Raw genomic sequence first — 24504 nt, 5'->3', positions numbered from 1 at the left:
TCCGGCGGTACCGACGCCGCCGGGCGGTCGGGGGCCGCGGTCGGCGGTCGGGGGTTGCGGGCTGGCTGTCGGGGGCCGCGGTGGGCGGTCGTCGCTACCGCTTCCGGGCCCGGTAGTACCTCATCAACGCGGTGATCCGTTCCGGGTCCGCCCGGCCGTTGAGCTCGGTGAGAAGATCGTCCGGGCACAGGTCGTAGAGATCCCCCCACCACCGGCGCCCCCGGTTGTCCCAGATCCGGTAGCCGCCGGGTACCCCCCTGGCGACATAACGTCTCCTGCTCACTGCCCCCCGCTTCCAGCCGCGGCCTGCCGTGCTGTCCTCCGTCTGCCGCGAGGGCTACAGACCGCGCAGTGCCTCGTGGAGACCGCTGTAGGCAGCCCGGCAGTCGACGCTGCCGTCGTCGTTCAGACTGCCCATGTACCAGTCGTCGTCGTTGACGGCCTTCACCGGACACAGTCCATGGAAACCCAGAACGATGTCGGGGCAGAGCCGTTCGTCTTCACCCGTAGGCCGGCGCAGCCACGTCACGACGCGATCGACGCCGAGAGTCGTGGCCTCCAGGTCGCCGGAGACGTCGCGGATCTCCTCGAGAGTCCAACCCGCCGGTAGTTTCCCGTCCGTCGTCCAGCGATGATGACAGCCACCCCACCAGGGCAGCAGCCCCGCACGGCGACCTCGCGGTCACGCCGGATTGGATGGCCCCATGGAACGCATCGAAGCAGAACTGTTCACCACCGGCGGCAACGACGCCGTGGTCCGCCTGCCCGGTCGTCGGCTCCCCGGAGTTCTGGTGCAGGGCGACTCCCTGCACATCCTCCGCACCGACGCGGCCGAGCTGGTGGAGGCGTGCGACCGCGGTGACCTGACCGACGCCCGCGACGCCGCCGGCCTCCTCCTGGCCGGCCTCGACGCCCTGCTGGAGCGCTACGCGACGGCGTTGGAGGACCACGAGATCCCGCGCCCGTACTGAGTCCGGCTCAACCGGCCCTGTACGCGCCCATCAGATGGCCAAGTTCCGGATCCGGTGGCCCGCATCGCAGAATCGCGTCCACCGAGGGCCATGTCTCGACGGGCACGGGGTAGGAGTTGATCATCCAGGGGTCGTCCGCATCCGGCGTGATCACTTCCCGCAACCGGAGCATCTGTTCCCGGCTGATGGGACGCTCCGCGCGCAAGGTGTCGTCCGCCTTGCCGAATCCCTCCAGGATCCAGACGACCTCGGGTTCTTCCGTAGACATCCACTGATCATAGGACGGGCATACCGGCATGCCCGCGTACCGGCACCGTGAGCCCGGGGAGGCCGCGGAGCCGGGGGAGTGCGCGGTTGTGAGGCTTGCTCGGTCGTCGTCGGAGCTAGCCCGCCTTGCGCTGAGCCCCGAACGGGCCCGGGAGGGATGCCTGCGCGTCGTCGAGCGAGAACGTCTCGTCCTCACCGAAGTCCGGGGCTTGGAAGGGGTTCGTCGTCGGAGGAGGCGATGCTGTGGCGGCACCACGAGGCGCCCCCTCCGGAGCGGAGAACAGCGAGGTCAGGTCGATGAGAGGTCTCCCATTCGTTACGGAGTCATGAGGGGACCCGGTCTGCCGTGACCGGGCACAGCGGTGTTACAGCTTGCTCATCTTGGAGTAGGGACTCAAGATCCGCTCCTGAGCCGAGCCGAAATCCACAAGCACCGCGATCCCATCCTCGATGCCGACCACGCGGCCGAGGCCGTACATGTCATGGGTGACCTGGTCACCCACGGCGAACTGCTTGGGAACCGGCGCGACCGGGGCCTTGAAGGGGCTGGTAGGCAAATAACGCTTCGGGGCAGCTGGCTTTGTCATTGCCACCAGTATGCGCCAGCGCGCGTCCGATCGGTGCGGCCGTCCGCGACCCCGTTCGCTCGGCGATCAAGTGGATCTTCCAACCCTGATGCGAGATGTCCGGCTCGCCCGGTGCCGTCGGGGACGGCTGGACGGCCCGCTCCGGCGTGGAAGAAGGCCGCGCCAGGGTGCTGACGGGGCCTTCTCCCCAGAGCCGGGCCAGGGCGGGGCCCGGAGCCGGGTCGTGGCCGGGCCGGCACCCGGCCGGAGCCGGCTGGAACCAGGCCGTGCAGCGAATCTCGGTGCTCCCCGTGGCGCACGCGCGGTTGCCAGGCTGCGGTCGCCCCGCATCTGCGTGACGGTGGCTCGGCGACCTGCATGTGCGTCGACGCAGGGTGAACCTGTGGGACGCCGGGAACTTCGCCACCGCCGGAGCGGGGTGGTACCGGGTTCGGGTGCGGGCGCGCGGGCGGGACGCGGGTGAGGTGCGCGCGGGGGACGAGTCGGTCGAGGAGCACTTTGTGAGCGTGTGGCCCGGCCCGCCTCGGCCCGACGTCGTCCACCGGGCCGACGACGCCTTCGCCCGCGCGCATTACGACCCCGGTCGGCTGCCCGGACTGCCCGTCCACCCCTGAGGTCCGCTCCTGCGGTCCGGTCGCGCGGTCCGGTTTTCTCAGGCCCGCGCCAGCCACAGGTCCGGGCCGAACACCTCGTAGTGCACGTCCGCGGGGGCGACACCCTTCTCGATCAGTTGTGCTCGCACCGCCCGCATGAACGGCAGCGGGCCGCACAGGTACGCGCGCGTGCCCGGTGCGACGGGAACGTCCGTGAGGTCGGCCAGCCCCGTCCGGGCGTACTCCGGGGCCTCGCGCTCGTACCAGAGGTGTACGGACGCGTCCGGCAGCTTCGCCGCGTACGTCTCGTGGTCCGTGCGCAGGGCGTGGTCCGCGGGGGAGCGGTCCGCGTGGACGATGGTGACCGGGGTGCCGTGGCCGGTGGCCGCCAGGTGGGCCAGCATCGCGACGATCGGGGTGACGCCGATGCCGGCCGAGGCCAGGAGCAGCGGGGCGCTCTGGACGTCGTCCAGGACCAGATCGCCGTACGGCTCGGAGAGCTCCAGCACGCTGCCCACCTCCACGTGCGCGTGGAGGTGGTTCGAGACCTCGCCCTCCGGGGTCGTCGCACCGCCGGACACGCGCTTGACGCTGATCCGGCGCACGTCCGAACCCGGCGTGCCGCAGAGGCTGTACTGGCGTATCTGGCGGGCACCGTCGGCGAGTCGGGTGCGGACGGACACGTACTGGCCGGCGCGGAAGTCCCGTACCGGGGCGTCGTCGAGCGGGCGCAGGCGGAACGAGACGACGTCCGCGGTCTCCTGGACGCGCTCCACGACCTCCCACTCCCGCCACGCGTCACCGCGCTCGCCGCCCTCGCCGAACCCGCTCTCCTCGTACAGCCGGCGCTCGATCGCGATCAGGGCGTTCGCCATCAGCCAGTAGACCTCGTCCCAGGCCGCCGCGACCTCGGGGGTGACCGCCTCGCCCAGGACGTCGGCGATGGCGGCGAAGAGGTGCTCGCGGACGACCTCGTACTGCTCGGGCGCGATGCCGAGTGAGGCGTGTTTGTGGGCGATGCGGGTGAGCATCGCGTCCGGGCGGTCCTCCGGGTGCTCGACGAGGTGGGTGGCGAAGGCGGCGATCGAGCCCGCGAGGGCCTGGCGCTGGGTGCCCGCCGCCTGGTTGCCGCGGTTGAACAGGTCGCGCAGGAGGTCCGGGTGCGCCGCGAACAGGCCGGCGTAGAAGCGCTCGCTGATCTCGCCGATGGCCGCGCCCACGGCGGGGAGGGTGGCGCGGACGGTGGCCGCGGACTGTTCGGACAGCATCGGGACTCCTTGGGTTTCGGGGACGGCGGTGACCCGCCGTCCGGCTGTCCGGCACGCTAGTTAAACTTGCATCTGAGATGCAAATTTAGTGTGTGGGGGGAGACGGAGGAGGTCGGGCATTACAGATGTCGGTCCGAGCAGGCAAGATGGGCGGCAGAGCAGTACGCCTGCCGGACGTGAGGCGGTACATCTGCCGGACGTGAGGCGTTCAGGCCCGGGTCGCCGAGGCGATCATGGTCCGCAACGCGCACGAAATGGTGTTGTGGTGTGATGCTCAGGTGCCCGACCGCCTCTTTCGTGGGACGGGAGACAGGCGGCCTGACCAGCAAGGATGGGGAAGCGGAAGATGGACAAGCAGCAGGAGTTCGTGCTCCGGACGTTGGAGGAGCGCGACATCCGGTTCGTACGGCTGTGGTTCACGGACGTGCTGGGCTTCCTCAAGTCCGTCGCCGTGGCCCCCGCCGAGCTCGAACAGGCATTCGATGAGGGCATCGGCTTCGACGGATCCGCGATCGAGGGCTTCGCCCGGGTCTACGAGTCCGACATGATCGCGAAGCCGGATCCGTCCACCTTCCAGGTCCTGCCCTGGCGCGCGGAGGCGCCCGGCACCGCCCGCATGTTCTGCGACATCCTCATGCCGGACGGCTCGCCGTCCTTCGCGGACCCGCGGTACGTGCTGAAGCGCGCCCTCGCCCGCGCCTCCGACCTGGGCTTCACCTTCTACACCCACCCGGAGATCGAGTTCTTCCTGCTGAAGGACAAGCCGACCGACGGCTCCCGGCCGACGCCGGCCGACAACTCCGGCTACTTCGACCACACCCCGCACAACGTCGGCATGGACTTCCGCCGCCAGGCGATCACCATGCTGGAGTCGATGGGCATCTCGGTCGAGTTCTCCCACCACGAGGGCGCCCCCGGCCAGCAGGAGATCGACCTGCGCTACGCCGACGCGCTCTCCACGGCCGACAACATCATGACGTTCCGCCTGGTCATGAAGCAGGTCGCGCTGGAGCAGGGGGTCCAGGCGACCTTCATGCCGAAGCCGTTCAGCGAGCACCCGGGCTCCGGCATGCACACGCACCTCTCCCTCTTCGAGGGTGACCGGAACGCGTTCTACGAGTCCGGCGCGGAGTACCAGCTGTCGAAGGTCGGCCGGTCGTTCATCGCGGGCCTGCTGAAGCACGCCGCCGAGATCGCCGCCGTCACCAACCAGTGGGTCAACTCCTACAAGCGCATCTGGGGCGGCTCCGAGCGCACGGCCGGTGCGGGCGGCGAGGCGCCGTCCTACATCTGCTGGGGTCACAACAACCGCTCCGCGCTCGTCCGCGTCCCGATGTACAAGCCCGGCAAGACGGGCTCCGCGCGCATCGAGGTCCGCTCCCTCGACTCCGGCGCCAACCCCTACCTGGCATACGCCATGCTGCTCGCCGCCGGCCTCAAGGGTGTCGAGGAGGGCTACGAGCTTCCGCCGGGCGCCGAGGACGACGTCTGGGCGCTGTCGGACGCCGAGCGCCGGGCCATGGGCATCGAGCCGCTCCCGCAGAACCTCGGCGAGGCGCTGACCCTGATGGAGCGCAGCGACCTCGTCGCCGAGACGCTCGGTGAGCACGTCTTCGACTTCTTCCTGCGCAACAAGCGCCAGGAGTGGGAGGAGTACCGCTCCGAGGTCACCGCCTTCGAGCTGCGGAAGAACCTGCCTGTGCTGTAGGGCAGGTCGGGGCGGGTTTCTCGCTACGACGACATGAGGGGCCGACGGTCGTGGACCGTTGGCCCCTCGGCGTCTCACCGCCCCTGGGCCGTCTCCAGGCCGTCAGAGCGAATCGCACGCGCCGGATGCGCACGCGGTGCTCGCCGGAAGGCAGGAGCTGTTACATCTTTCGCTTCCCCGTTCAAGCCCCGGCTGCGCTCCAATCCGCCGGGCGCGCTTCCCGGCTCCGCGGCGGGAAGGCCGCGCGACACCCCGCCGGTCCGCCGGCCGCTTCACGGCCGGACGAACGCGGGGGACACGGCCGCGGTGCTGATGCGCCGCGGCTTTCCCGTGCCGTCGGACGGGATGGCGTACAGGTCCGCGCCGTAGTCGCCCGGCAGGGCGTAGACCACCGTGTGGTCGTCGCGCCAGACCGCCTGGTCGTCGACGCTGCGGGACTCCGCGAGCGGGGTTTCGCGCATCGTCCCCAGGTCGAGGACGTACAGATGCCAGGGGGCGTCCTTCGCCAGGCCCGGCACTCGCTTCTTGAAGGCGACGCGGGTGCCGTCGGGGGAGAGGGACGGACACTCCACGTTCGTGTGCAGCGTGGTCACCGTACGGGTCTTCAGGTCGCCCTTGATCAGGTACGTCTTGCCCTTGGTGGCCAGCGTCGCGTAGAAGGTGCGGTCGTCCGCCGCGAAGGTCACACCCCAGAAGTTGACGTCCGCCGCGTGGTGGACGTGGCCGTCCTTGATGATGCGGAACGCCTCCAGGGACGGGGTCAGCTTCCCCGTGCGCGTGTCCACGATCGCCGCCCGGGTCGAGAAGTTCGTGCCCGCGTACGAGTCGCCGCCGACGAACGCCGTCCAGGCTGCGAAGTGCCCGGAGGGGGAGACCCGGGCGCGGGAGGGGATGCCGGGGACGTCGTAGCGGGCCGTCTCCTTGAGGTGGGCGTCGAGGATCAGGGCGCGGTAGGTGTCCGTCACCGCGCCGTGCACCGCCTGGAGGCAGACTCCCGTGCCCGAAGCGGCGTAGAAGCGGAGGCACTTGACGCCCGAGGCGGTGCGCGGGCCGGCGGGGGCGTTCGCCGGGACCGTGGTGAGTTCGTCGCGGTGCGGGCCCCAGGCCAGGTTGCGGAACACCATGCGGCCGCTGTCCGTCAGGGTGATCCGGCCCGCGGTGACCTTCGGGCCGCCGGCCTGGACCTGGTCCCGCTGCTCCGCCCGCGCCGACGCGTGCAGCACCGAGGCCGTCGCCACGCCGGCGAGTACGGCGACCGCCGCGAGGAGCATCAGGATGCGGTTGCGCAGGGTCATGAAACGGCCTCCCGGACGGGGCGTAGGGCGGTCAGCGAGAACACCGCGCACACCGCCAGCGCGGTCGTCGACGCCATGAGCGCCGTACGGTCGCCCCACAGCGTCCAGGCGGCTCCGAAGCCGAGCGAGCAGGCGAAGCGGGCCAGCGCCTGGCCGGTCTGGACGACGGCCAGTCCCGACGAGCGCAGTTCCTCCGGCACGCTGTCCGAGGCCGCCGCCATCAGCACGCCGTCGGTCGCCGCGTAGAAGCCGCCGTGCAGGAGCAGGACGGTGTACGGCAGCGCCGGGCCGTGCCAGGACGTGAGCAGTATCGCGTAGGCCAGGAGGAGTGCTCCGTGGCCCGCCAGGAAGACCCGTCGGCGGCCGATACGGTCCGCCAGCCGGCCCAGCGGCACGGCCAGCAGCAGGAACGCCGCCGCCGTGCCCAGCGGCAGCAGGGCGAACCAGCGGTCGGGGACGCCCAGGCGGCGTTGCAGCAGCAGGTAGACGAAGGAGTCGCTGATCGTGGCCAGGCCCAGCAGCAGGGCGCACAGCGTGATGCGGCGCAGGTCGCGCCCGCGGAGGAGGGCGAGGGCGGCCCGGAGGGTGGGGCGGACGGGCGGAGGGGCGGCCGGGCCTGCGGCCTTGTCGGGTTCGGCCGTGGGCGGTGCGGATGCCGTGGGTGGCGTGAGTCTCGTGGGTGGCTTGGGTTTCGTGGACGGTGCGGGTGGTGCGGAGGCGCCCGGTACGAACAGGACCAGGACCAGTACCCCGACCACCGCCACGCAGAAGCTCACCGTGAAGACGGCGTCGTAGCCGTCCACCGTCGCCCGCAGGATCAGGAACGCCGCGAGCGGCCCGAGCAGTGCGCCCGCCGTGTCCATCGCCCGGTGCACCCCGAAGGCGCGTCCGCGGGTCTCCGGTGTGGACGAGAGCGAGATCAGGGCGTCGCGGGGGGCCGTGCGCAGGCCCTTGCCGGTGCGGTCGGCGGCCAGGATCAGGCCGATGGGGGTCAGGGTGTGTGCCAGGAGCAGCAGGGGCTTGCACAGCGCCGAGAGGGCGTAGCCCGCGCCCGCAACCCATTTGTGGCGGCCGCCGCCGCGGTCGGCGAGGTGGCCGCCGACCAGGCGGACGACGGCCGAGAAGCCGTTGTAGACGCCGTCCAGGAGCCCGAAGCCCAGCGGGGACAGACCGAGGCCCGCCACCAGGTACAGGGGGAGCACGGCCGTCACCATCTCCGACGACACGTCGGTGATCAGGCTGACCGTGCCGAGCGCGAGGACCGTGGGGGCGACCGCGGCGCGACGCCGCCCGGCGGGGGGCCGGGCGACGCCGTCCGCGGACGCCGTGACACCGGGCGCGCCGGCGCGGCTGTCCGCTACGTACATGTCAGGAGGCCCAGATCCCCGTGATGTCCGTCGCGGAGGCCGCGTTGCCGGCGTGGGTCGTCAGGCCCTGGCTGTCCTCCAGGGTGCGCAGCAGGTTGTAGTGGTTGTACGTCGTCGACGAGCTCGAACCCGCCGTCACCGGCTGGCCGTACAGGACCGTCGGGATGCGGTTGCCGGCGAGGCGGTTGTCCTCGTCGAAGGTGACGACGAGGAGACTGTTGTGGGTCTTGGCCCAGGTGGCGTAGGCGCTCAGGCTGTTCTTCAGCCAGGTGTCGCCGGTCGCCACCGAGCAGTCGTGCATGTCGCTGCACAGGTTGGGGACGACGAAGGACATTTGGGGGAGCGTCGAGTAGTCGGTCGGGAACTGCGCGAAGGTCTTCGCCGTCGACGTCGGGACGTTGCTGAAGCCGAACCACGGGTTGTGCTTGCGGGCGTAGTTGCCGCTGCTGCACGTCGTCGAGCCCTGGCTGGGCAGCGTCTCGTTGTAGCTGGCCCAGGTGCGGCCGGCCGCGATCAGTTCCGAGGCGAGGTTCGCGGCCGAGGAGAAGCCGGGCGAGTAGCAGCTGTCGTCCGTGATGCCCTGGGTGGAGCCGGAGAACAGCGCGAAGTAGTTGGGCTGGCTCGGGTGGGTCTCGGCGTACGCCTGGGAGAGGTTGGCCCCGCCGGTCTTGAGCGAGTTGATGTACGGGGCGCTGGAGGAGCCGATCACCTGGCTGTAGGCGTGGTTCTCGAAGACCACGACGACCACGTGGTCCGGGGTCGGCACGCCGGCCGCGGCCCGGGCGGGCGAGGAGGAGCCGCCGAGCCCGGACCACAGGCTGACGGCGGCCGCCGTGAGGGCGAGCGCGGACGCCACGACCGCACGGCTGCGGCGATACACGGAACTGCCGGAACTGCCGGAACTGCCAGAACTGCCGGACACATCAACCTCCGGTGGGGGAAGGGCGGGGCGGCGGTGCGGCTAGAGCATGCACACGCCAAGATTCCCGTCGCTCACGTCGTTCAACCCGCAGGATGAAGAGCGGGTGAACTAACGCCGCCGGCCGGTCGGCTCCGTCGGCCCGGTCGCCTCTGCCGACGCCGCCAGCACCTTGTGCAGGGGCTCGGTCTCACGGCGCCGGTACTCCTGGATCGCCCAGCCGTTGCCATCCGGGTCCTTGAAGTACATGAAGGTCGCTCCGTCCCGCGGGGCGAACTGCTGGGGTTCGGTGACCTCCAGGCCCCGGGCGGTCAGCTCCTCGTACGCCGCCTTCGCGTCCGTCACGCAGAGCTGCATGCCGTGGTACGTGCCCGGTTGGGGGGTTCCCGTCGGGACCTGGAGGCCCTCCACCAGGGCGATCGAACAGCCCGAGCCGGGCGGGGTGAGCTGCACGATGCGCACGCCCTCCATCACCTCGCCGTCGAGATCGACGTGGAAGCCGACCTTGTCGCGGTAGAACTCCTTGGCCCGGTCCACGTCCGACACCGGCAGCAGAATCACTTCGAGGGTCATGTTCATGTTCGTGGTCATGGGGACTCCCTGTCGCTCCCTGCACGCAGCTCTCCCCCACAGAACCCGAAACCGGACCGGAGCGCCACTGTGGGGTGAGGGTTAGGCTCAAGTGCGGACGACCTTGATCGCACGAGGAGGCCTGGATGGCGCCGGGGCGCAGGAGCAGTACCTTCACGCGGCTGCTGCGGCACGGCTTCACCGATCCGTCCGCCGCCGAGCGGCTCCTGGACGGGCCCGAGCTGTCCCCGGTGCGCAGTGATCCCTTTCTGCTGGAGGCCCTCGGGGGCACGGCCGATCCCGACCTCGCCCTGCACGGTCTCGTCCGGCTGCTGGAGGCGCAGCCCGGGCACACCGCCCGGCGGGAGCTGCTCGACACGCTGATAGCGGCCAAGCCGCTGCGGGACCGGCTGCTGGGGGTGCTGGGGGCGTCCGCCGCGCTCGTCGATCACCTTGCCAGGCATCCGAGGGACTGGGAGGCGCTGGTCACGTACGAGCCCCGGGATCTGCATCCCGGGGTCGAGGAGTTCGAGCGGGGGCTGGCCGAGGCCACGGATCCTGTGCTGCTGCGCGTCGCCTATCGGCGGTGTCTGCTGTCCATCGCCGCGCGTGATGTGTGCGGGACGACCGATCTCGCCGAGACCGCCGCCGAGCTCGCCGATCTTGCCACGGCCACGTTGCGGGCTGCTCTGGGGCTGGCGCGGGCCGCCGCGCCCGACGACGCCGCGTTGTGCCGGCTTGCCGTCATCGCCATGGGCAAGTGTGGCGGGCACGAGTTGAACTACGTGTCGGACGTCGATGTCATCTTCGTGGGCGAGGCCGTCGGCGGGGCCGATGAGGGAAAGGCGCTGCGGGCCGCCACCAAGCTCGCCTCGCACATGATGCGGATCTGTTCCGAGACCACCGTGGAAGGGTCGATCTGGCCCGTCGACGCCAATCTGCGGCCCGAGGGGCGCAACGGGCCGCTGGTGCGGACGCTCAGCAGTCATCTGGCGTACTACCAGCGGTGGGCCAAGACCTGGGAGTTCCAGGCCCTGTTGAAGGCGCGGCCGGTGGCCGGGGATCTGGAACTGGGGGCCGAGTACGTCGCCGCCGTCGAACCCCTGGTGTGGAAGGCCGCCGAGCGGGAGAACTTCGTCACCGACGTGCAGAAGATGCGGCGGCGGGTCGTCGAGAACATTCCGGCCGCCGAGGTCGAGCGTGAACTGAAGCTCGGGCCGGGGGGCTTGAGGGACGTCGAGTTCGCCGTGCAGCTGCTGCAGCTGGTGCACGGGCGGGCCGACGTTTCCCTGCGGAGCGGGACCACGCTCGATGCGTTGCAGGCGCTCGCCGCGGGGGGCTATGTCGGGCGGGCCGACGCTGAGCAGCTCGATGTCGCTTATCGGTTTCTGCGGTCCATGGAACATCGGATCCAGCTCTACCGGCTGCGGCGGACTCATCTCGTTCCGGAGAGCGAGGCCGAGCTGCGGCGGCTCGGCCGCTCGCTCGGGCTGCGAACCGACCCGGTCGTCGAACTGGGGCGGGAGTGGAAGCGGCATGCGGCCGTGGTGCGGCGGCTGCACGAGAAGCTGTTCTATCGGCCCCTGCTCGACGCCGTCGCCCAACTGGCGCCCGGTGAGAGCCGGTTGAGTCCTGAGGCGGCCCGGGAGCGGCTCGTCGCGCTCGGGTACGCCGATCCCGCCTCCGCGTTGCGTCACCTGGAGGCGCTGGCCTCCGGTGTCACGCGCAAGGCCGCCATCCAACGCACCTTGCTGCCAGTGCTGTTGGGCTGGTTCGCGGACTCCGCCGATCCGGACGCGGGTCTGCTGAACTTCCGCAAGGTGTCGGACGCGCTGGGCAAGACGCCTTGGTATCTGCGGTTGTTGAGGGACGAAGGGGCCGCCGCGGAGAATCTCGCGCGTGTGCTGTCCGCCGGGCGGCTCGCCCCCGATCTGCTGATGCGGGCGCCCGAAGCGGTGGCGCTGCTCGGGGACGGGGACGGCGGGGGGCTCGAGCCGCGTGGGCGGGCTCAGCTGGAGCAGGAGATACTCGCCGCGGTGGGGCGGGCCGACGGGGTGGTGCAGGCGGTCACCGCGGCGCGTGGGGTCCGCCGGCGTGAGCTGTTCCGTACGGCCGCCGCGGACATCGTCGGCTCCTACGGGACCGAGTCGCAGCCGGTCGAGGCCGACCAGGGGGCTCTCGTGGACCTGGTGGGCGGGGCCGTCTCGGATCTCACGGCCGCCACGCTGGCCGGGACCCTGCGGGCGGTCGTGCGCGAGGGGTGGGGGGACACTCTGCCCACCTGCTTCGCCGTGGTGGGGATGGGGCGCTTCGGGGGGCATGAGCTGGGGTACGGGTCCGACGCCGATGTGCTGTTCGTGCACGAGCCTCGGGACGGTGTCGACGAGCGGGAGGCCACGGACGCCGCCAACAAGGTCGTCTCCGAGATGCGTCGGCTGCTCCAGATGCCCAGCGCCGATCCGCCGCTTCTTGTGGACGCCGATCTGCGTCCGGAGGGCAAGTCCGGGCCGCTCGTGCGGTCGTTGAAGTCCTACGAGGCCTACTACCGGCGGTGGTCGCTGGGTTGGGAGTCGCAGGCGCTGCTGCGGGCCGAACCTGTCGCGGGCGACGAGGAGTTGGGGCGTCGGTTCATCGAACTCGTTGATCCGTTGCGCTATCCGGAGGGCGGGCTGGGAGAGGACGCCGTTCGGGAGATCCGGCGGCTCAAGGCTCGTATGGAGGCGGAGCGGATGCCCCGGGGGGCCGATCCCAAGCTGCACACCAAGCTCGGGCCGGGAGGGCTTTCCGACGTGGAGTGGACCGTGCAGTTGCTCCAGATGCGGCACGGCTGTACGGAGGCGGGGTTGCGGACCACTCGCACACGGGAGGCGCTCGCCGCCGCATGTGGCGCCGGGCTCATCTCGGAGGAGGACGCGGGGACGCTGGACGAGGCCTGGGTGCTGGCCACCCGGGTGCGTAACGCGGTGATGCTGGTGCGGGGGCGCGCCGGGGACACGTTTCCGTCCGATCCTCGTGAACTGGTCGCCGTGGGGCGGTACTTGGGGTACGGGCCGGGGCGGGTGGGGGACATGCTGGACGACTATCGGCGTACCGCGCGGCGGGCTCGGGGTGTGGTGGACGAGCTGTTCTACGGGGGGTAGGCAGGCCGGGTCGGGTCGGGTCGGCTGTCCCGCCCCGGGGTGAGGGGTGAGGGGGTGGGTCGGGGCCGTGGCGGTGCGTCGAGCCCGTCGCGTGTCGGGCGTACTGCTGCCTGTTTCCTTGGTGCTGTTGGCAGTGACGAGCTAAGCGACGGGCTGCGACGCACCGCCACGGCCCGCTCCCGCCGTCTTTCCGGTGCGGGTGCGGGTGCGGGTGCGGGTGCGGGTGCGGGTGTTGCGGGGTGGCCTGTGGTTCCTGCGGGTCAGGGCTACGCCCAGGAGTACTACCGCCATGCCTGCCAGGACGCGTGGGCTGATGTTTTCGTCCAGGACTGTTGCGCCCAGGGCTACGGAGACCACGGGGAGCAGGTAGCCGACTGTTGCCGCTGCGGTGGGTCCCTCGTCCGCTATCAGGCGGTAGTTGAGGTAGAAGGTCATGCCTGTGCCGAGGATGCCGAGGGTGATGACGGCGAGGACGGCGGTGGCGTCCGGGTGGGAGGGGGGTGCTGTGGGGAGGGCCAGGGTCGTCCAGGCTGTGGCCGCCAGGAGTTGGGCCGCTGACATGGCCAGGGGGGTGTCGTTGGTCGTGAGGTGGCGGGACATGTAGGCGAAAGCCGCTGCGTAGCTCGCTGCTGCTGTGAGGAGCGCCAGGGCCGGCCAGGTGAGGAGGCCCTCCCGGTGCCAGGGGGCGAAGATCAGGAGCGTGCCGGCGAAGCCCAGGAGGAGGCCTGTCAGGCGAGTGGGGGGAAGGGGGCGGTCGGTGCCGAGGGCGATGCCTATGAGGAGGGACCAGAGGGGGGTGGTGGCGTTGAGGACGCCCGCGATCCCTGAGTCGACGTGCTGCTCGCCCAGGGCGAACAGGGCGAAGGGGAGGGCGTTGCAGAAGAGGGCGGCGATGGCGAGGTGGCGCCAGGTCGACTTGGAGCGTGGGAGGCGCTGGCCGGCCCTGCGGGCCAGGAGGAGGAGTACGGCTGTGCCCAGGGCGCAGCGGGTGACGGTGATCTGGGTGGGGGTGAGGCCGTGGGTGAGGGACAGCTTGATCCAGAGGAAGCCGGAGCCCCAGAAGAGGGCCAGTGCGGCCATGCGGAGGGTGGAGGGCATGGCTCTTACGGTCGCCTGCTCGATGTATGAGGACAAGTGAAATGTTTTGGATGGTTCATTAAGGTGGGCTGCATGATTGATGTGCGGCGGATGCAGGTGTTGCGGGCTGTGGTGGGGAGCGGGTCCGTTACCGGGGCGGCTGGGGTTCTGGGGTATACGCCGTCTGCTGTCAGTCAGCAGATCGCCGCCCTGGAGAAGGAGGTGGGGGCCGAGCTGTTGGAGCGGGTGGGGCGGGGGGTTCGGCCTACGGCTGCCGGGCTGCTGCTCACCGAGTACGCCGATGCCATCGGGCGGCAGGTCGCCGAGGCCGAGGCCGCGCTCGCCGATCTGCTGGCCGGCCGTACGGGGCGGCTGGCGGTGCGGTACTTCGCCACCGCCGGGGCCGGGCTGGTGGCGCCCGCCGTGGCTCGGCTGCGGGAGGCGCATCCGGGGGTGCGGGTCGATCTGAAGCTGACCGTCGACTCCGAGGATCCGCTGGCCGAGGTGCGGGAAGGGCGGGCCGATCTCGCTCTGGTGGTGAGGGGGAGCGGGGAGGCGAGGGGGGTCCGGGTGGTGCGTCTGCTCGACGACCCCTACCTTGCCGTGCTGCCTCGGGGGCATCGGCTTGCCGGGCGGCGGAGTGTGCGGCTGGGAGAGCTGGCCGACGAGGGGTTTGTGGGGAGTGAGTGGCCGGGGCCCTGTCTTGATGCCCAGCTCGACGCGTGTGCGGCGGTCGGGTTCCGGCCTCGGTTCGTGGTGGAGAGCGAGGACTACGTGACTGCCCAGGGGTTCGTGGCCGCTGGGCTGGGGGTGAGTCTGGTGCCCCGGCTGGGGCTGGGGAGCCGGCATCCGGGGGTGGTGGTGCGGGAGGTGCGTGATCCGGCGCCGGTGCGCGTCATCCACGCCGTGGTCCGGGAGACGGCGCCCGCGCAGCCCGCGTTGGATGCCTTCATCGATGCGCTGCGGGCTGCGGGTGGGGCCGGGGTGGCCCCGGTCGTCAGTGCGCCGGGTGCGTCGTCCTCGCCTGGTTCATGAGGGCGGTCAGGCCTACATCGAAGGCCTGGTCCGCCCGGCCCTCCGGTGCCGCGGCCAGGGCTTCGGCCAGGAGGGGGGTGGCGGTTTCCTCGGTCAGTTCCCACATCGTCTCCGGAGCCGTCAGGTCCAGGGCCGAGCCCAGGATCAGGTTCTCCAGCGCGATGAGCAGCGGCATCACCGAGTGGGGGGCGAAGCCCGCGTTCAGCAGGAGTGCCACCGCCCGTTCGTACTGCTCCAGGACGCGCGGGGCTCGTACGGGCGAGGTCATGAGGAGAGGGATCGCCCTGGGGTGCGCGGCGAACGCGGCCCGGTAGGAGCGGGCCCAGGACTCCAGGGCCGCGTCCCAGGGCGTGATGTCCAGGGTCTTCGGGTCGATGGCGGACGCGACCCGTTCGCGGAGCAGTTCCACTATGCCGTCCCGGCCGTCCACATGGTGGTACACCGAACCGGTCTGCACGCCGAGTCGTTTCGCGATCTGGGGGACGCTGAAGTCGCCCTGCTCGTCGACGAGTTGCAGCGCGGTCGTGGTGATGCGCTCGCGGTCGAGGAGCGATGTGCGCGGCCGTCCCATGTGTGTGGTCTCCCCCTGAAGGTCTGAGAAGGGCTTCCCGGATGCCCAGGAGGAGGCTACATTGCCGAAACCGAAAGCCTTTAGATTTACGGGTCCGGGGCGAGCTCTCGCTCCGGGTACGCCGGTCATCCCGCACGCCCGCAACCCTCCCGTCCGTTGCGCTCGAAGGGCTTCCCCATGTCCGACACCGCCTCTGAACGGAGAACGCCGCCCGTCGCGGCGACTCTTCGTTCCGGTTCGCTCGGCACCGCCGACATCGCATTCTTCGTTGTTTCCGCCGCCGCCCCGCTCACCGTCATGGCCGGCGTCGCCCCGCTCGCGATCCTGCTCGGCGGCATCGGTGCCCCGGCCGGCTACCTCATCGCCGGCATCACCCTCGCCGTCTTCGCCGTCGGCTTCACCACCATGAGCCGGCACGTGAAGAGCGGCGGTGCCTTCTACGCCTACATCACCCGCGGCCTCGGCCGGCCCGTGGGCATCGGCGCCGCGCTGCTCGCGCTGATCGGCTACAACGGCATGGAAATCGGTGTCTACGGTCTGCTCGGCACCGCCACCCGCGACACCGCGCACGCCCTCTTCGGCACCGGCGTGCCGTGGCTGCCGTTCTCGCTGGCGGGCCTCGTCGTCATCTGGTACGGCGGTTACCGGTCCGTCGACTTCGGCGCCAAGGTGCTGGGCGTGCTGCTCGTCGCCGAGACCGGGATCCTGCTGCTGCTCGCGGGTGGAGTGCTGGTCAAGGGGGGTGCGCACGGGTTGTCCGGGGCGTCCTTCGCGCCGGGCCAGGTGTTCGTCTCCGGTGCGGCCGTCGTGCTGGCGTTCGCCTTCGCGGCTTTCACCGGGTTCGAGTCGACCGTCATCTACCGACGTGAGGCGCGCGATCCCGAGCGGACGGTTCCACGGGCCACCTACGTGGCCGTCGCGTTCCTAGGGCTCTTCTACGCCTTCATCGTGTGGGTCGTCATCCAGGCCTTCGGCGACGTGGACGTGATCGCGGCCGCCGCCCAGGATCCCGGCGGGCTCTTCTTCTCCGCCATCACCACGTACGTCGGCGGTTGGGCGGCCGATCTGATGCACGTCTTCATCGTCACCAGCGTTGTCGCCTCGCTGCTCGCGTTTCACAACGCCATCAACCGGTACGCCCTCGCCCTCGCCGAGGAGGGGGTGCTGCCCAAGTCCCTGGGGCGGATCCATCCGCGACACCGGTCCCCGTATGTGGCGGGGCTCGCGCAGACCGTCCTCGGGGCGGTGGTCGTGTTCGGGTTCTGGGCGGCGGGGGCCGATCCCTACGGGCAGTTGCTGTTGTGGGTCAACACCCCGGGAATGATCGGGCTGTTCGTGCTCCAGCTGCTCGCCGCGATCGCTGTTCCCTGTTACTTCCGACGGGTGCCGCACGGGGAGGGCGTGCTGCGGACGGTCCTCGCGCCGGTTGTCGCGGCCGTGCTGCTCGCCGGCGCCATAGGGCTCGTGATCACCCATATCGACCTGTTCACCGGTGCTTCCCCTGCCGTGAACAGCGTTCTGATCGGTCTCGCGCCCGCCGTCTTCGTGGCGGGGCTCGGTCTGGCCTGGTGGCTGCGTCGTGAACGGCCTCTCGTGTACGCGCACTTCGCCGCCGAGCCGACAGAGCCGACAGCGGCGGTGGGGCCGGTCGGGTCGATCGCGTCGGTCGGGGCCGTCGGGTCGGCCGAGTCGGACGAAGGGGCCTGTGTGGCAAAGGAGTTCACCGAGTCATGACCGCTCCCGACCTGATCCTCGCCGGTGCCGTGGTGCGCACCCTCGATCCCGCCCGGCCGTACGCCACCGCCGTCGCCGTGCGCGACGGGGTGATCGCCGCGGTCGGCGACGAGAGCGACGTACGCCACTGGCGCGGCCCGGGGACCGAGGTCGTGCCCCTGGCGGGCGCGCACCTGGTGCCCGGGCTCGTGGACGCGCACAGTCATCCCGTGTGGGGGCTGGACATGGCGACCGGCGTGGATCTGTCGGGGGTGGCCGATCTCGCGGGGCTGCGGGCCGCGCTGGCCGGTGCCGAACGGGTCGACGGGTGGGTCGTCGGGTTCGGGCTCGATCACAACGCGTTCGAGGGGCGGGCCGTCGACAGGGCGCTCGTCGAGGACGTCCTCGGGGGTGCTCCGGCCTTTCTGCGGCTGTACGACGGCCACTCCGCGCTCGTCAGCGGCGCGGCGCTCGCCCTGGCGGGGGTCGCCGGGGCGCGGGACTTCGCCCAGCGGTCGGAGGTCGTGTGCGACGGGGAAGGGCGGCCCACCGGCCATCTCGTCGAGCACGCCGCCATGGAACTGGTGGCGGCGGTCGTGCCCGGGCCCTCGTACGCCGCCCGGCGGGCACGGCTCGTCGAACTGCTCGCCGCGATGGCGGCCACCGGGCTGACCGGGGCGCATGTCATGGACGCGGGGGATCCGGAGCTGGTCGCGGCGGTGGCCCAAGAGGCCGTGCTGCCGGTCCGGCTGCGGTTCGCGCCCTGGTGCATGCCGGGGGTGGACGAGGCCGGGCTGGAGGAACTGGTCGCTCTGCAGGGGCGGGGCGGGCGGCACTGGGTCGTCGACGGGGTCAAGTTCTTCATGGACGGAACCGTGGAGGGGGGTACGGCCTGGCTGGAGCACGCGGACTGCCATGGGCAGGGGACCGCCGCGTTCTGGCCGGATCCCGCCGCGTACGGCGGCGCGGTACGGCGGCTGCACGCGGCCGGAGTGCGTACCGCCACGCACGCCATCGGGGACGCGGCCGTGCGGCACGTCCTCGATGTGGTGGCGGAGCTGGGGGAGGGGGGCCGGGGGCGGCACCGGGTGGAACACATAGAAACCGCTCCCGACGCGTTGCTGCCGCGGTTCGCCGAGCTCGGGGTGGCCGCCTCGATGCAGCCGCCGCACACCGCCTACACACGGGCCGACGGGACCGACGAGTGGTCCCGGCGGCTGGGCGCCGACCGGGCCGGGCACGCCTGGCGGCTACGGGATCTGCGGGACGCCGGTGCGACGGTCGCCCTGGGCTCGGACTGGCCCATCGCCCCCTACGACGTGCGGGGCGTGCTGGCGAGCGCGCGTGCGCCGCGGGGTGCCGCGTCGGGGCGGGCGGGGCTCACGGGGCTCGAGGCGCTGGAGGGCTGCACCACGCATGCCGCTCGTGCCGCGGGGGAGGACGGCCGGGCCGGGCAGGTCGCCGTCGGGCGGCGGGCCGATCTCACCGTGCTCGGACTGGACCCGGTCGAGGCTCCGGCGGACGAGGTGGCGCAGGCGCCGGTGCTGTTGACGGTGACCGGGGGACGCGTGGTGCACCGGGGGGAGGCGTGAGCGCACGCCTTGGTGGGGGAGAGCGTCACGCCTTGGAAGGGAGCAGGGGGCTGCCCCGCCCTCGCGCGGGCACCACCCTCGGCAGGGAGTACGGCAGGGTGCCGTACCAGACGCGGGCCACCGTGAAGCCGAAGGCGAGACAGAGGATGCCGCCCACCGCGTCCAGCCAGAAGTGGTTGGCCGTGGCGACGATGACCATCAGGGTCGCCGCCGGGTAGAGCAGGCCCAGGATGCGGACCCAGGGGAGTCTGGCGAGGGCGAAGATCGTCAGGCCGCACCACAGGGACCAGCCGATGTGCATCGACGGCATCGCCGCGTACTGGTTCGACATGTGTTTCAGGTCGCCGGACGCCATCGAGCCCCAGGTCTGGTGGACCATCACCGTGTCGATGAAGTCGCTGCCCGGCATCAGACGCGGGGGCGCCAGCGGGTACAGGTAGTAGCCGACCAGGGCCACCGCCGTGGTGGCGAACAGGACCAGGCGCGTTGCCGCGTAGCGGCCGGGATGGCTGCGGTAGAGCCAGACCAGGACCGTCAGCGTGATGATGAAGTGCAGCGTCGCGTAGTAGTAGTTCATGCCCACGATGAGCCAGGTCACCGAGTTCACCGCGTGGTTGACCGACTCCTCCATGGCGATGCCGAGATGATGCTCCGCGCGCCAGATCCAGTCCGTGTTGCGCAACGCCTCGGTGCGCTGTTCCGGGACCGCGTTGCGCACCAGCGAGTACGTCCAGTAACTGACGCCGATGAGGAGGATCTCGAACCAGAGGCGGGGGCGGCGGGGGGAGCGCAGCCGGTCGAGCCGGCGCTGCCGGGGCTCGGCCGTGACGGGGTAGGGAACGGCCTGTTCACGGCCTTCCCGCGGCGTCACAGTCGATTCACCCATAGACATAAAGTCTGCCAGAAAAGCCCTCTTGGCCCGATCATCCCCCGGTCGGGTTCGCCTCGCACGTTCTACAGCGGGCGGACTCCCGCGGCTCCTCCTGGCGCACTGGGGGAACCCGGTTTCTCCGTCTTACGGACGATTCCGGTCCCCGGGCGCCGAAGCCGTCGAACCGCGTACCACCAGTTCCGGCATGAACACGAACTCGCTGTGCGGCGCAGGAGTCCCGCCGATCTCCTCCAGGAGGGTGCGGACGGCGGCCTGGCCCATCGCGGGGACCGGCTTGCGGACCGTGGTGAGGGGCGGGTCGGTGAAGGCGATCAGCGGGGAGTCGTCGAAGCCCACCACCGAGATGTCCTGCGGGACCGCGAGGCCGCGTTGCCTGGCCGCTCGTATCGCGCCCAGCGCCATCATGTCGCTGGCGCAGACGATCGCCGTACAGCCCCGGTCGATCAGGGCCGTGGTGGCCGCCTGCCCGCCCTCCAGGGTGTAGAGGGAGTGCTGGACCAGGTCCGTCTCGATCGTCTCCGGGCTCAGACGCAGCTGGTCCTGCATCGCCCGTACGAAGCCCTCGATCTTGCGCTGGACCGGGACGAAGCGCTTGGGGCCCAGGGCCAGGCCCACGCGGGTGTGGCCGAGGGAGACGAGGTGGGTGACCGCCAGGGTCATCGCCGCCCGGTCGTCGGGGGAGATGAAGGGGGCCTGCACCTTGGGGGAGAAGCCGTCCACCAGGACGAAGGGGACGCCCTGGGCGCGCAGCTGCTCGTAGCGCTGCATGTCGGCCGTCGTGTCCGCGTGCAGGCCGGAGACGTAGATGATGCCGGCGACGCCGCGGTCGACCAGCATCTCGGTCAGCTCGTCCTCCGTGGAGCCGCCCGGGGTCTGGGTGGCGAGGACCGGGGTGTAGCCCTGGCGGGTCAGCGCCTGGCCGATGACCTGGGCCAGGGCCGGGAATATCGGGTTCTCCAGCTCCGGCGTGATGAGGCCGACCAGTCCCGCGCTGCGCTGGCGCAACCGGACGGGGCGCTCGTAGCCCAGAACGTCCAGAGCGGCGAGCACGGACTGACGGGTGGTGGCGGCGACGCCAGGCTTGCCGTTGAGGACGCGGCTGACGGTCGCTTCGCTCACCCCCGCCTGCGCAGCGATGTCGGCAAGCCGTGTGGTCACAGGGGTGGACTGTACCGGTCGGGTGCTGTCTTGCACACCGATCGGACGCCGTGGGCGACCTGGTGAACGGCCCGCGCCGGGCTGCTGCGTCATCGCGCTCCCTCGTGAAAGTGATGGCAAGAGCTTGCAGAGTCTTGCACAGCAGTCGCGTGCCCCGCTGCGGGGCCGCTCAACCGCGACAACAACGGTCTCACGGCGGTCGAGGGGAGGTCACACAGGGGTCACGTGCGGATAACTTCGGAGATCTCTTGCACTTTTTTTCTGCAAGGTCTTTCGTGCCGCTTACATCGCTGTTACGTTCACGTCGCCCGGCGGCGGCAACGGCGCGTCGGAGTCGGCAGGGACGGCGGACGGGACCGCTTCCTGTAGCTATACGGGCTTTCACCCTCAAGGAGAAACTCATGCGGCGTGGCATAGCGGCCACCGCGCTGGTGGCGTCCTTCGCCCTCGCGGCGACGGCCTGCGGCGGGGACGACAGCGGTAGCGACAACTCATCGGGGCCGGTCACCATCACCTGGTGGGACACCTCCAACGCCACCAATGAGGCGCCGACGTACCAGGCCCTGGTCAAGCAGTTCGAGGCCGCCAACAAGGACGTCAAGGTCAAGTACGTCAACGTGCCCTTCGACCAGGCGCAGAACAAGTTCGACACCGCCGCCGGCGCCTCCGGCGCGCCCGACGTGCTGCGTTCCGAGGTCGGCTGGACCCCCGCCTTCGCCAAGAAGGGCTACTTCCTGCCGCTGGACGGCACCGACGCCCTCAAGGACCAGGCCAAGTTCAAGTCGAACCTGGTCGAGCAGGCCAAGTACGAGGGCAAGACGTACGGCGTGCCGATCGTCACCGACACGCTCGCGCTGGTCTACAACAAGGACCTCTTCGCGAAGGCCGGCATCACCGCCGCCCCGAAGACCTGGGACGAGCTGAAGACCGCCGCCGCCACCATCAAGGCCAAGACCGGTGTGGACGGCTACTGGGGCGCCGCCACCGCGGGCTACTACGCCCAGCCGTTCCTCTACGGCGAGGGCACCGACACCGTCGACGCCGAGGCCAAGAAGATCACCGTCAACTCGGCGGCGGCGAAGAAGGCGTACGGCACCTGGCTCGGCCTGTTCGACGGCAAGGGCCTGCACAAGGCCGACACCACCGCCGACGCCTACGCCCACATCCAGGACGCGTTCGTCAACGGCAAGGTCGCCGCGATCATCCAGGGTCCCTGGGAGATCACGAACTTCTACAAGGGCAGCGCCTTCAAGGACAAGGCCAACCTCGGCATCGCCACCGTCCCGGCCGGCTCCACCGGCAAGGCGGGCGCCCCGACCGGCGGCCACAACCTCTCGGTCTACGCCGGCTCGGACAAGGCCCACCAGGCCGCCGCGCTGAAGTTCGTCAACTTCATGACGTCGGCGTCGTCCCAGGCGACCATCGCCCAGAAGAACTCCACGCTGCCGACGCGCGACGACGCCTACACCGCCGACGTCAAGGCCGACCCGGCCATCGCCGGCTACCAGACCGTCCTGTCCTCCGCCCAGCCGCGCCCCGCGCTGCCGGAGTACAGCTCCCTGTGGGGTCCGCTCGACACCGAACTGCCCAAGGTCGCGGGTGGCAAGGAGAGCCTCGACAAGGGCCTGAGCAACGCTGAACTCGCCATCGCCAAGCTGGTGCCGGACTTCAGCAAGTGAGCCCCGCGTGGCCGTCGGATCTCCCACACCATGGGGGGAGAGATCCGGCGGCCACCGGCCTGTGAGCCGTACACCCCCTCGAAGACCCAGCGTGAAGATCCAGAAGGTGTCGAACCATGACAGTCGCCATCGACCGCGCGACCGGCAAGCGCCGCGGTGACCGTGAGCCGAGGCCCGGGCCGGTCACGCGCCTGAAGCACGGCTACCACAAGCACTGGTACGCGTACGCGATGATCGCGCCGGTGGCGATCGTCCTCGGCGTCCTCGTCCTGTACCCCCTGGTGTACGGCCTCTACCTGACGCTGACCGACGCCAACAGCCTCAACACCGCGCGCACCATCGGCGTCAACCACATCGATGCCACCTACAAGTTCATCGGCCTCGACAACTACGCCGACATCCTGTGGGGCCCGACGGCCTACGACCGCTTCTGGTCGCACTTCATCTGGACGATCGTGTGGACGGCGGCCTGTGTCGCCCTGCACTACGGCATCGGACTCGGACTGGCGCTCCTGCTCAACCAGAAGCTGCGCGGGCGCACGGTGTACCGGCTGATCCTGGTCCTGCCGTGGGCGGTGCCCACCTTCGTCACCGTTTTCGGCTGGCGTTTCATGCTCGCGGACGGCGGCATCATCAACTCCGCGCTCGACAGCCTGCATCTGCCGACACCGCTGTGGCTGGAGGACACCTTCTGGCAGCGGTTCGCCGCGATCATGGTCAACACCTGGTGCGGTGTGCCGTTCATGATGATCTCGCTGCTCGGCGGTCTGCAGGCCATCGACGCCTCCCTCTACGAGGCCGCCGAGATGGACGGCGCGAGCGCCTGGCAGCGCTTCCGGTACGTCACCCTGCCGGGACTGAGGTCCGTCAGCTCCACCGTCGTCCTGCTCGGCATCATCTGGACGTTCAACCAGTTCGCCGTGATCTTCCTGCTGTTCGGCACCACCGCACCGGACGCGCAGATCCTCGTCACCTGGGCGTACTACCTCGGCTTCGGACAGCAGCCGCGTGACTTCGCACAGTCCGCCGCCTACGGCATCCTGCTGCTGGCCATCCTGATCGTCTTCACCTCGTTCTACCGCCGCTGGCTGAACCGCAACGAGCAGCAGCTCGCGATCTGAGGCAGGAGTTCCCATGAGTACCACCACAGCCGAGACCTCCTCCCCCGTGAGCGAACAGCGCTCCGCGAAGGGCCCGCGCCGGGCCCGGCGCCGCGGCGAGAACAGCCTCGCCGGCTCCCTCGCCTCCCACGCCGTCCTGATCGTCGCGAGCCTGATCGCGCTCTTCCCGATCGGCTGGCTCGTCTACCTGTCCCTCGGCCCGGACAAGGACGACTACCTGCACCCGGGTGGCATCTGGGACAAGATGACGTTCGACAACTACACGTTCGTCATCGAGCACACCCAGTTCTTCGACTGGCTGAAGAGCTCCCTGATCGTCACGCTCGGCACCACGGCCATCGGCGTGCTCATCGCCGCCACCACCGGCTATGCCGTCTCCCGCATGCGCTTCCCCGGCTACAAGAAGTTCATGTGGGTGCTGCTGGTCACCCAGATGTTCCCGGTCGCCGTGCTGATGGTGCCGATGTACCAGATCCTGTCCGACCTGCAGCTCATCGACAACTACCTCGGCCTGATCCTCGTCTACTGCACGACGGTCATCCCGTACAGCGCCTGGCTGCTCAAGGGGTACTTCGACACCATCCCCTTCGAGATCGACGAGGCGGGACGCGTCGACGGGCTCACCCCCTTCGGCACCTTCTTCCGGCTGATCCTCCCGCTGGCCAAGCCCGGCCTCGCGGTGGCCGCCTTCTACAACTTCCTCACCGCCTTCAGCGAGGTCGCCTTCGCCTCGACGTTCATGCTCAGCGACGACAAGTACACGCTTGCCGTCGGCCTGCAGTCCTTCGTCAGCGAGCACGACGCCCAGCGCAACCTCATGGCCGCCACCGCGGTGCTGATCGCGATACCCGCCGCCCTGTTCTTCTACCTCGTGCAGAAGAACCTGGTGACCGGCCTCACGGCGGGCGGCACCAAGGGCTGAGCGGCCCTGGTGACCCACCTGAGAATCCCGCGCGCCTGACCGCGCGGGTGGCGGCCGCG

General features: G+C 70.4%; 22 protein-coding genes. 10 read left to right on the top strand and 12 right to left on the bottom strand.

What is annotated here, in order from left to right:
• Window positions 1-94: 94 nt before the first annotated feature.
• Window positions 95-283: a hypothetical protein gene (locus OG289_RS15490; RefSeq protein WP_327314597.1), complete on the bottom strand. Its 189-nt coding sequence runs from the start codon at window positions 281-283 to the stop codon at window positions 95-97.
• Window positions 284-704: 421 nt separating this feature from the next.
• Between OG289_RS15490 and OG289_RS15485 the strand changes: the two genes are divergently transcribed.
• Window positions 705-971 carry a DUF6959 family protein gene (locus OG289_RS15485; protein ID WP_327314596.1) on the top strand — a complete coding sequence of 89 codons (267 nt, stop codon included), beginning with the start codon at window positions 705-707 and terminating at the stop codon, window positions 969-971.
• Between the two features lie 7 nt (window positions 972-978).
• Here OG289_RS15485 and OG289_RS15480 read toward each other — a convergent pair whose 3' ends face one another.
• The gene (locus OG289_RS15480) at window positions 979-1239 is read right to left on the bottom strand and encodes a DUF7683 domain-containing protein (protein WP_327314595.1); all 261 of its coding nucleotides are present in this window, start codon (window positions 1237-1239) and stop codon (window positions 979-981) included.
• A gap of 364 nt (window positions 1240-1603) precedes the next feature.
• A complete protein-coding gene (locus tag OG289_RS15475) occupies window positions 1604-1825 on the bottom strand; it encodes a CarD family transcriptional regulator (protein ID WP_327314594.1) in 222 nt (73 codons plus the stop codon).
• A gap of 374 nt (window positions 1826-2199) precedes the next feature.
• Between OG289_RS15475 and OG289_RS15470 the strand changes: the two genes are divergently transcribed.
• Window positions 2200-2439, top strand: coding sequence for a hypothetical protein (locus tag OG289_RS15470; protein ID WP_327314593.1), 240 nt, complete (start codon window positions 2200-2202; stop codon window positions 2437-2439).
• A gap of 38 nt (window positions 2440-2477) precedes the next feature.
• Here the strand turns inward: OG289_RS15470 and OG289_RS15465 are convergent, their stop codons facing one another.
• On the bottom strand, window positions 2478-3686 hold the full coding sequence (locus OG289_RS15465) for a globin domain-containing protein (RefSeq protein WP_327314592.1): 1209 nt from the start codon (window positions 3684-3686) through the stop codon (window positions 2478-2480).
• Window positions 3687-4032: 346 nt separating this feature from the next.
• Between OG289_RS15465 and OG289_RS15460 the strand changes: the two genes are divergently transcribed.
• On the top strand, window positions 4033-5394 hold the full coding sequence (locus OG289_RS15460; protein WP_327314591.1) for a glutamine synthetase family protein: 1362 nt from the start codon (window positions 4033-4035) through the stop codon (window positions 5392-5394).
• 272 nt (window positions 5395-5666) lie between these two features.
• Here the strand turns inward: OG289_RS15460 and OG289_RS15455 are convergent, their stop codons facing one another.
• From OG289_RS15455 to OG289_RS15440, 4 genes are all read right to left on the bottom strand, one after another.
• Window positions 5667-6689 (bottom strand): TolB family protein, encoded by a 1023-nt coding sequence (locus OG289_RS15455; protein WP_327314590.1) that lies wholly within the window; start codon window positions 6687-6689, stop codon window positions 5667-5669.
• Entirely contained in the window at window positions 6686-8056 is a 1371-nt protein-coding gene (locus OG289_RS15450; protein ID WP_327314589.1) for an MFS transporter, read from the bottom strand. Before OG289_RS15450 ends, OG289_RS15455 begins: the two co-directional genes overlap by 4 nt.
• Before the next feature lies 1 nt (window position 8057).
• A complete protein-coding gene (locus OG289_RS15445) occupies window positions 8058-8936 on the bottom strand; it encodes an alkaline phosphatase family protein (RefSeq protein WP_327320684.1) in 879 nt (292 codons plus the stop codon).
• A gap of 150 nt (window positions 8937-9086) precedes the next feature.
• Window positions 9087-9554 carry a VOC family protein gene (locus tag OG289_RS15440; protein WP_327320683.1) on the bottom strand — a complete coding sequence of 156 codons (468 nt, stop codon included), beginning with the start codon at window positions 9552-9554 and terminating at the stop codon, window positions 9087-9089.
• A 137-nt stretch (window positions 9555-9691) separates the two neighbouring features.
• Here OG289_RS15440 and OG289_RS15435 point away from each other — a divergent pair, with 137 nt between their 5' ends.
• Window positions 9692-12685, top strand: a complete 2994-nt coding sequence (locus tag OG289_RS15435; RefSeq protein WP_327314588.1) for a bifunctional [glutamine synthetase] adenylyltransferase/[glutamine synthetase]-adenylyl-L-tyrosine phosphorylase — start codon at window positions 9692-9694, stop codon at window positions 12683-12685.
• A 141-nt stretch (window positions 12686-12826) separates the two neighbouring features.
• On the opposite strand, the gene OG289_RS15430 is transcribed toward OG289_RS15435, so the two are convergent.
• Complete coding sequence (locus OG289_RS15430) at window positions 12827-13783, bottom strand: DMT family transporter (protein ID WP_327314587.1); 957 nt, start codon at window positions 13781-13783, stop codon at window positions 12827-12829.
• Between the two features lie 72 nt (window positions 13784-13855).
• On the opposite strand from OG289_RS15430, the gene OG289_RS15425 reads away from it, so the two are divergent.
• Complete coding sequence (locus OG289_RS15425) at window positions 13856-14797, top strand: LysR family transcriptional regulator (RefSeq protein ID WP_327314586.1); 942 nt, start codon at window positions 13856-13858, stop codon at window positions 14795-14797.
• On the opposite strand, the gene OG289_RS15420 is transcribed toward OG289_RS15425, so the two are convergent.
• A complete protein-coding gene (locus tag OG289_RS15420; protein ID WP_327314585.1) occupies window positions 14760-15368 on the bottom strand; it encodes a TetR/AcrR family transcriptional regulator in 609 nt (202 codons plus the stop codon). The two genes, OG289_RS15425 and OG289_RS15420, sit on opposite strands and share 38 nt — an antisense overlap.
• Window positions 15369-15545: 177 nt before the next feature.
• Here OG289_RS15420 and OG289_RS15415 point away from each other — a divergent pair, with 177 nt between their 5' ends.
• Window positions 15546-17102 (top strand): APC family permease, encoded by a 1557-nt coding sequence (locus OG289_RS15415; protein ID WP_327314584.1) that lies wholly within the window; start codon window positions 15546-15548, stop codon window positions 17100-17102.
• Window positions 17099-18673, top strand: a complete 1575-nt coding sequence (locus OG289_RS15410) for an amidohydrolase (protein WP_327314583.1) — start codon at window positions 17099-17101, stop codon at window positions 18671-18673. The genes OG289_RS15415 and OG289_RS15410 overlap by 4 nt, the downstream gene beginning before the upstream one ends.
• Window positions 18674-18698: 25 nt before the next feature.
• Here the strand turns inward: OG289_RS15410 and OG289_RS15405 are convergent, their stop codons facing one another.
• Complete coding sequence (locus tag OG289_RS15405; RefSeq protein WP_327314582.1) at window positions 18699-19559, bottom strand: phosphatase PAP2 family protein; 861 nt, start codon at window positions 19557-19559, stop codon at window positions 18699-18701.
• 129 nt (window positions 19560-19688) lie between these two features.
• Window positions 19689-20723 (bottom strand): LacI family DNA-binding transcriptional regulator, encoded by a 1035-nt coding sequence (locus OG289_RS15400; RefSeq protein WP_327314581.1) that lies wholly within the window; start codon window positions 20721-20723, stop codon window positions 19689-19691.
• Window positions 20724-21124: 401 nt separating this feature from the next.
• On the opposite strand from OG289_RS15400, the gene OG289_RS15395 reads away from it, so the two are divergent.
• From OG289_RS15395 to OG289_RS15385, 3 genes are all read left to right on the top strand, one after another.
• Complete coding sequence (locus tag OG289_RS15395) at window positions 21125-22402, top strand: extracellular solute-binding protein (protein WP_327314580.1); 1278 nt, start codon at window positions 21125-21127, stop codon at window positions 22400-22402.
• Window positions 22403-22518: 116 nt separating this feature from the next.
• The gene (locus OG289_RS15390; RefSeq protein ID WP_327314579.1) at window positions 22519-23523 is read left to right on the top strand and encodes a carbohydrate ABC transporter permease; all 1005 of its coding nucleotides are present in this window, start codon (window positions 22519-22521) and stop codon (window positions 23521-23523) included.
• A 13-nt stretch (window positions 23524-23536) separates the two neighbouring features.
• Entirely contained in the window at window positions 23537-24445 is a 909-nt protein-coding gene (locus OG289_RS15385; RefSeq protein WP_327314578.1) for a sugar ABC transporter permease, read from the top strand.
• Window positions 24446-24504: the final 59 nt, after the last annotated feature.

It is taken from the genome of Streptomyces sp. NBC_01235 (assembly GCF_035989285.1).
In the GTDB taxonomy this organism is placed as follows: domain Bacteria; phylum Actinomycetota; class Actinomycetes; order Streptomycetales; family Streptomycetaceae; genus Streptomyces.
This window is presented reverse-complemented; position numbering and strand designations above follow the sequence as displayed.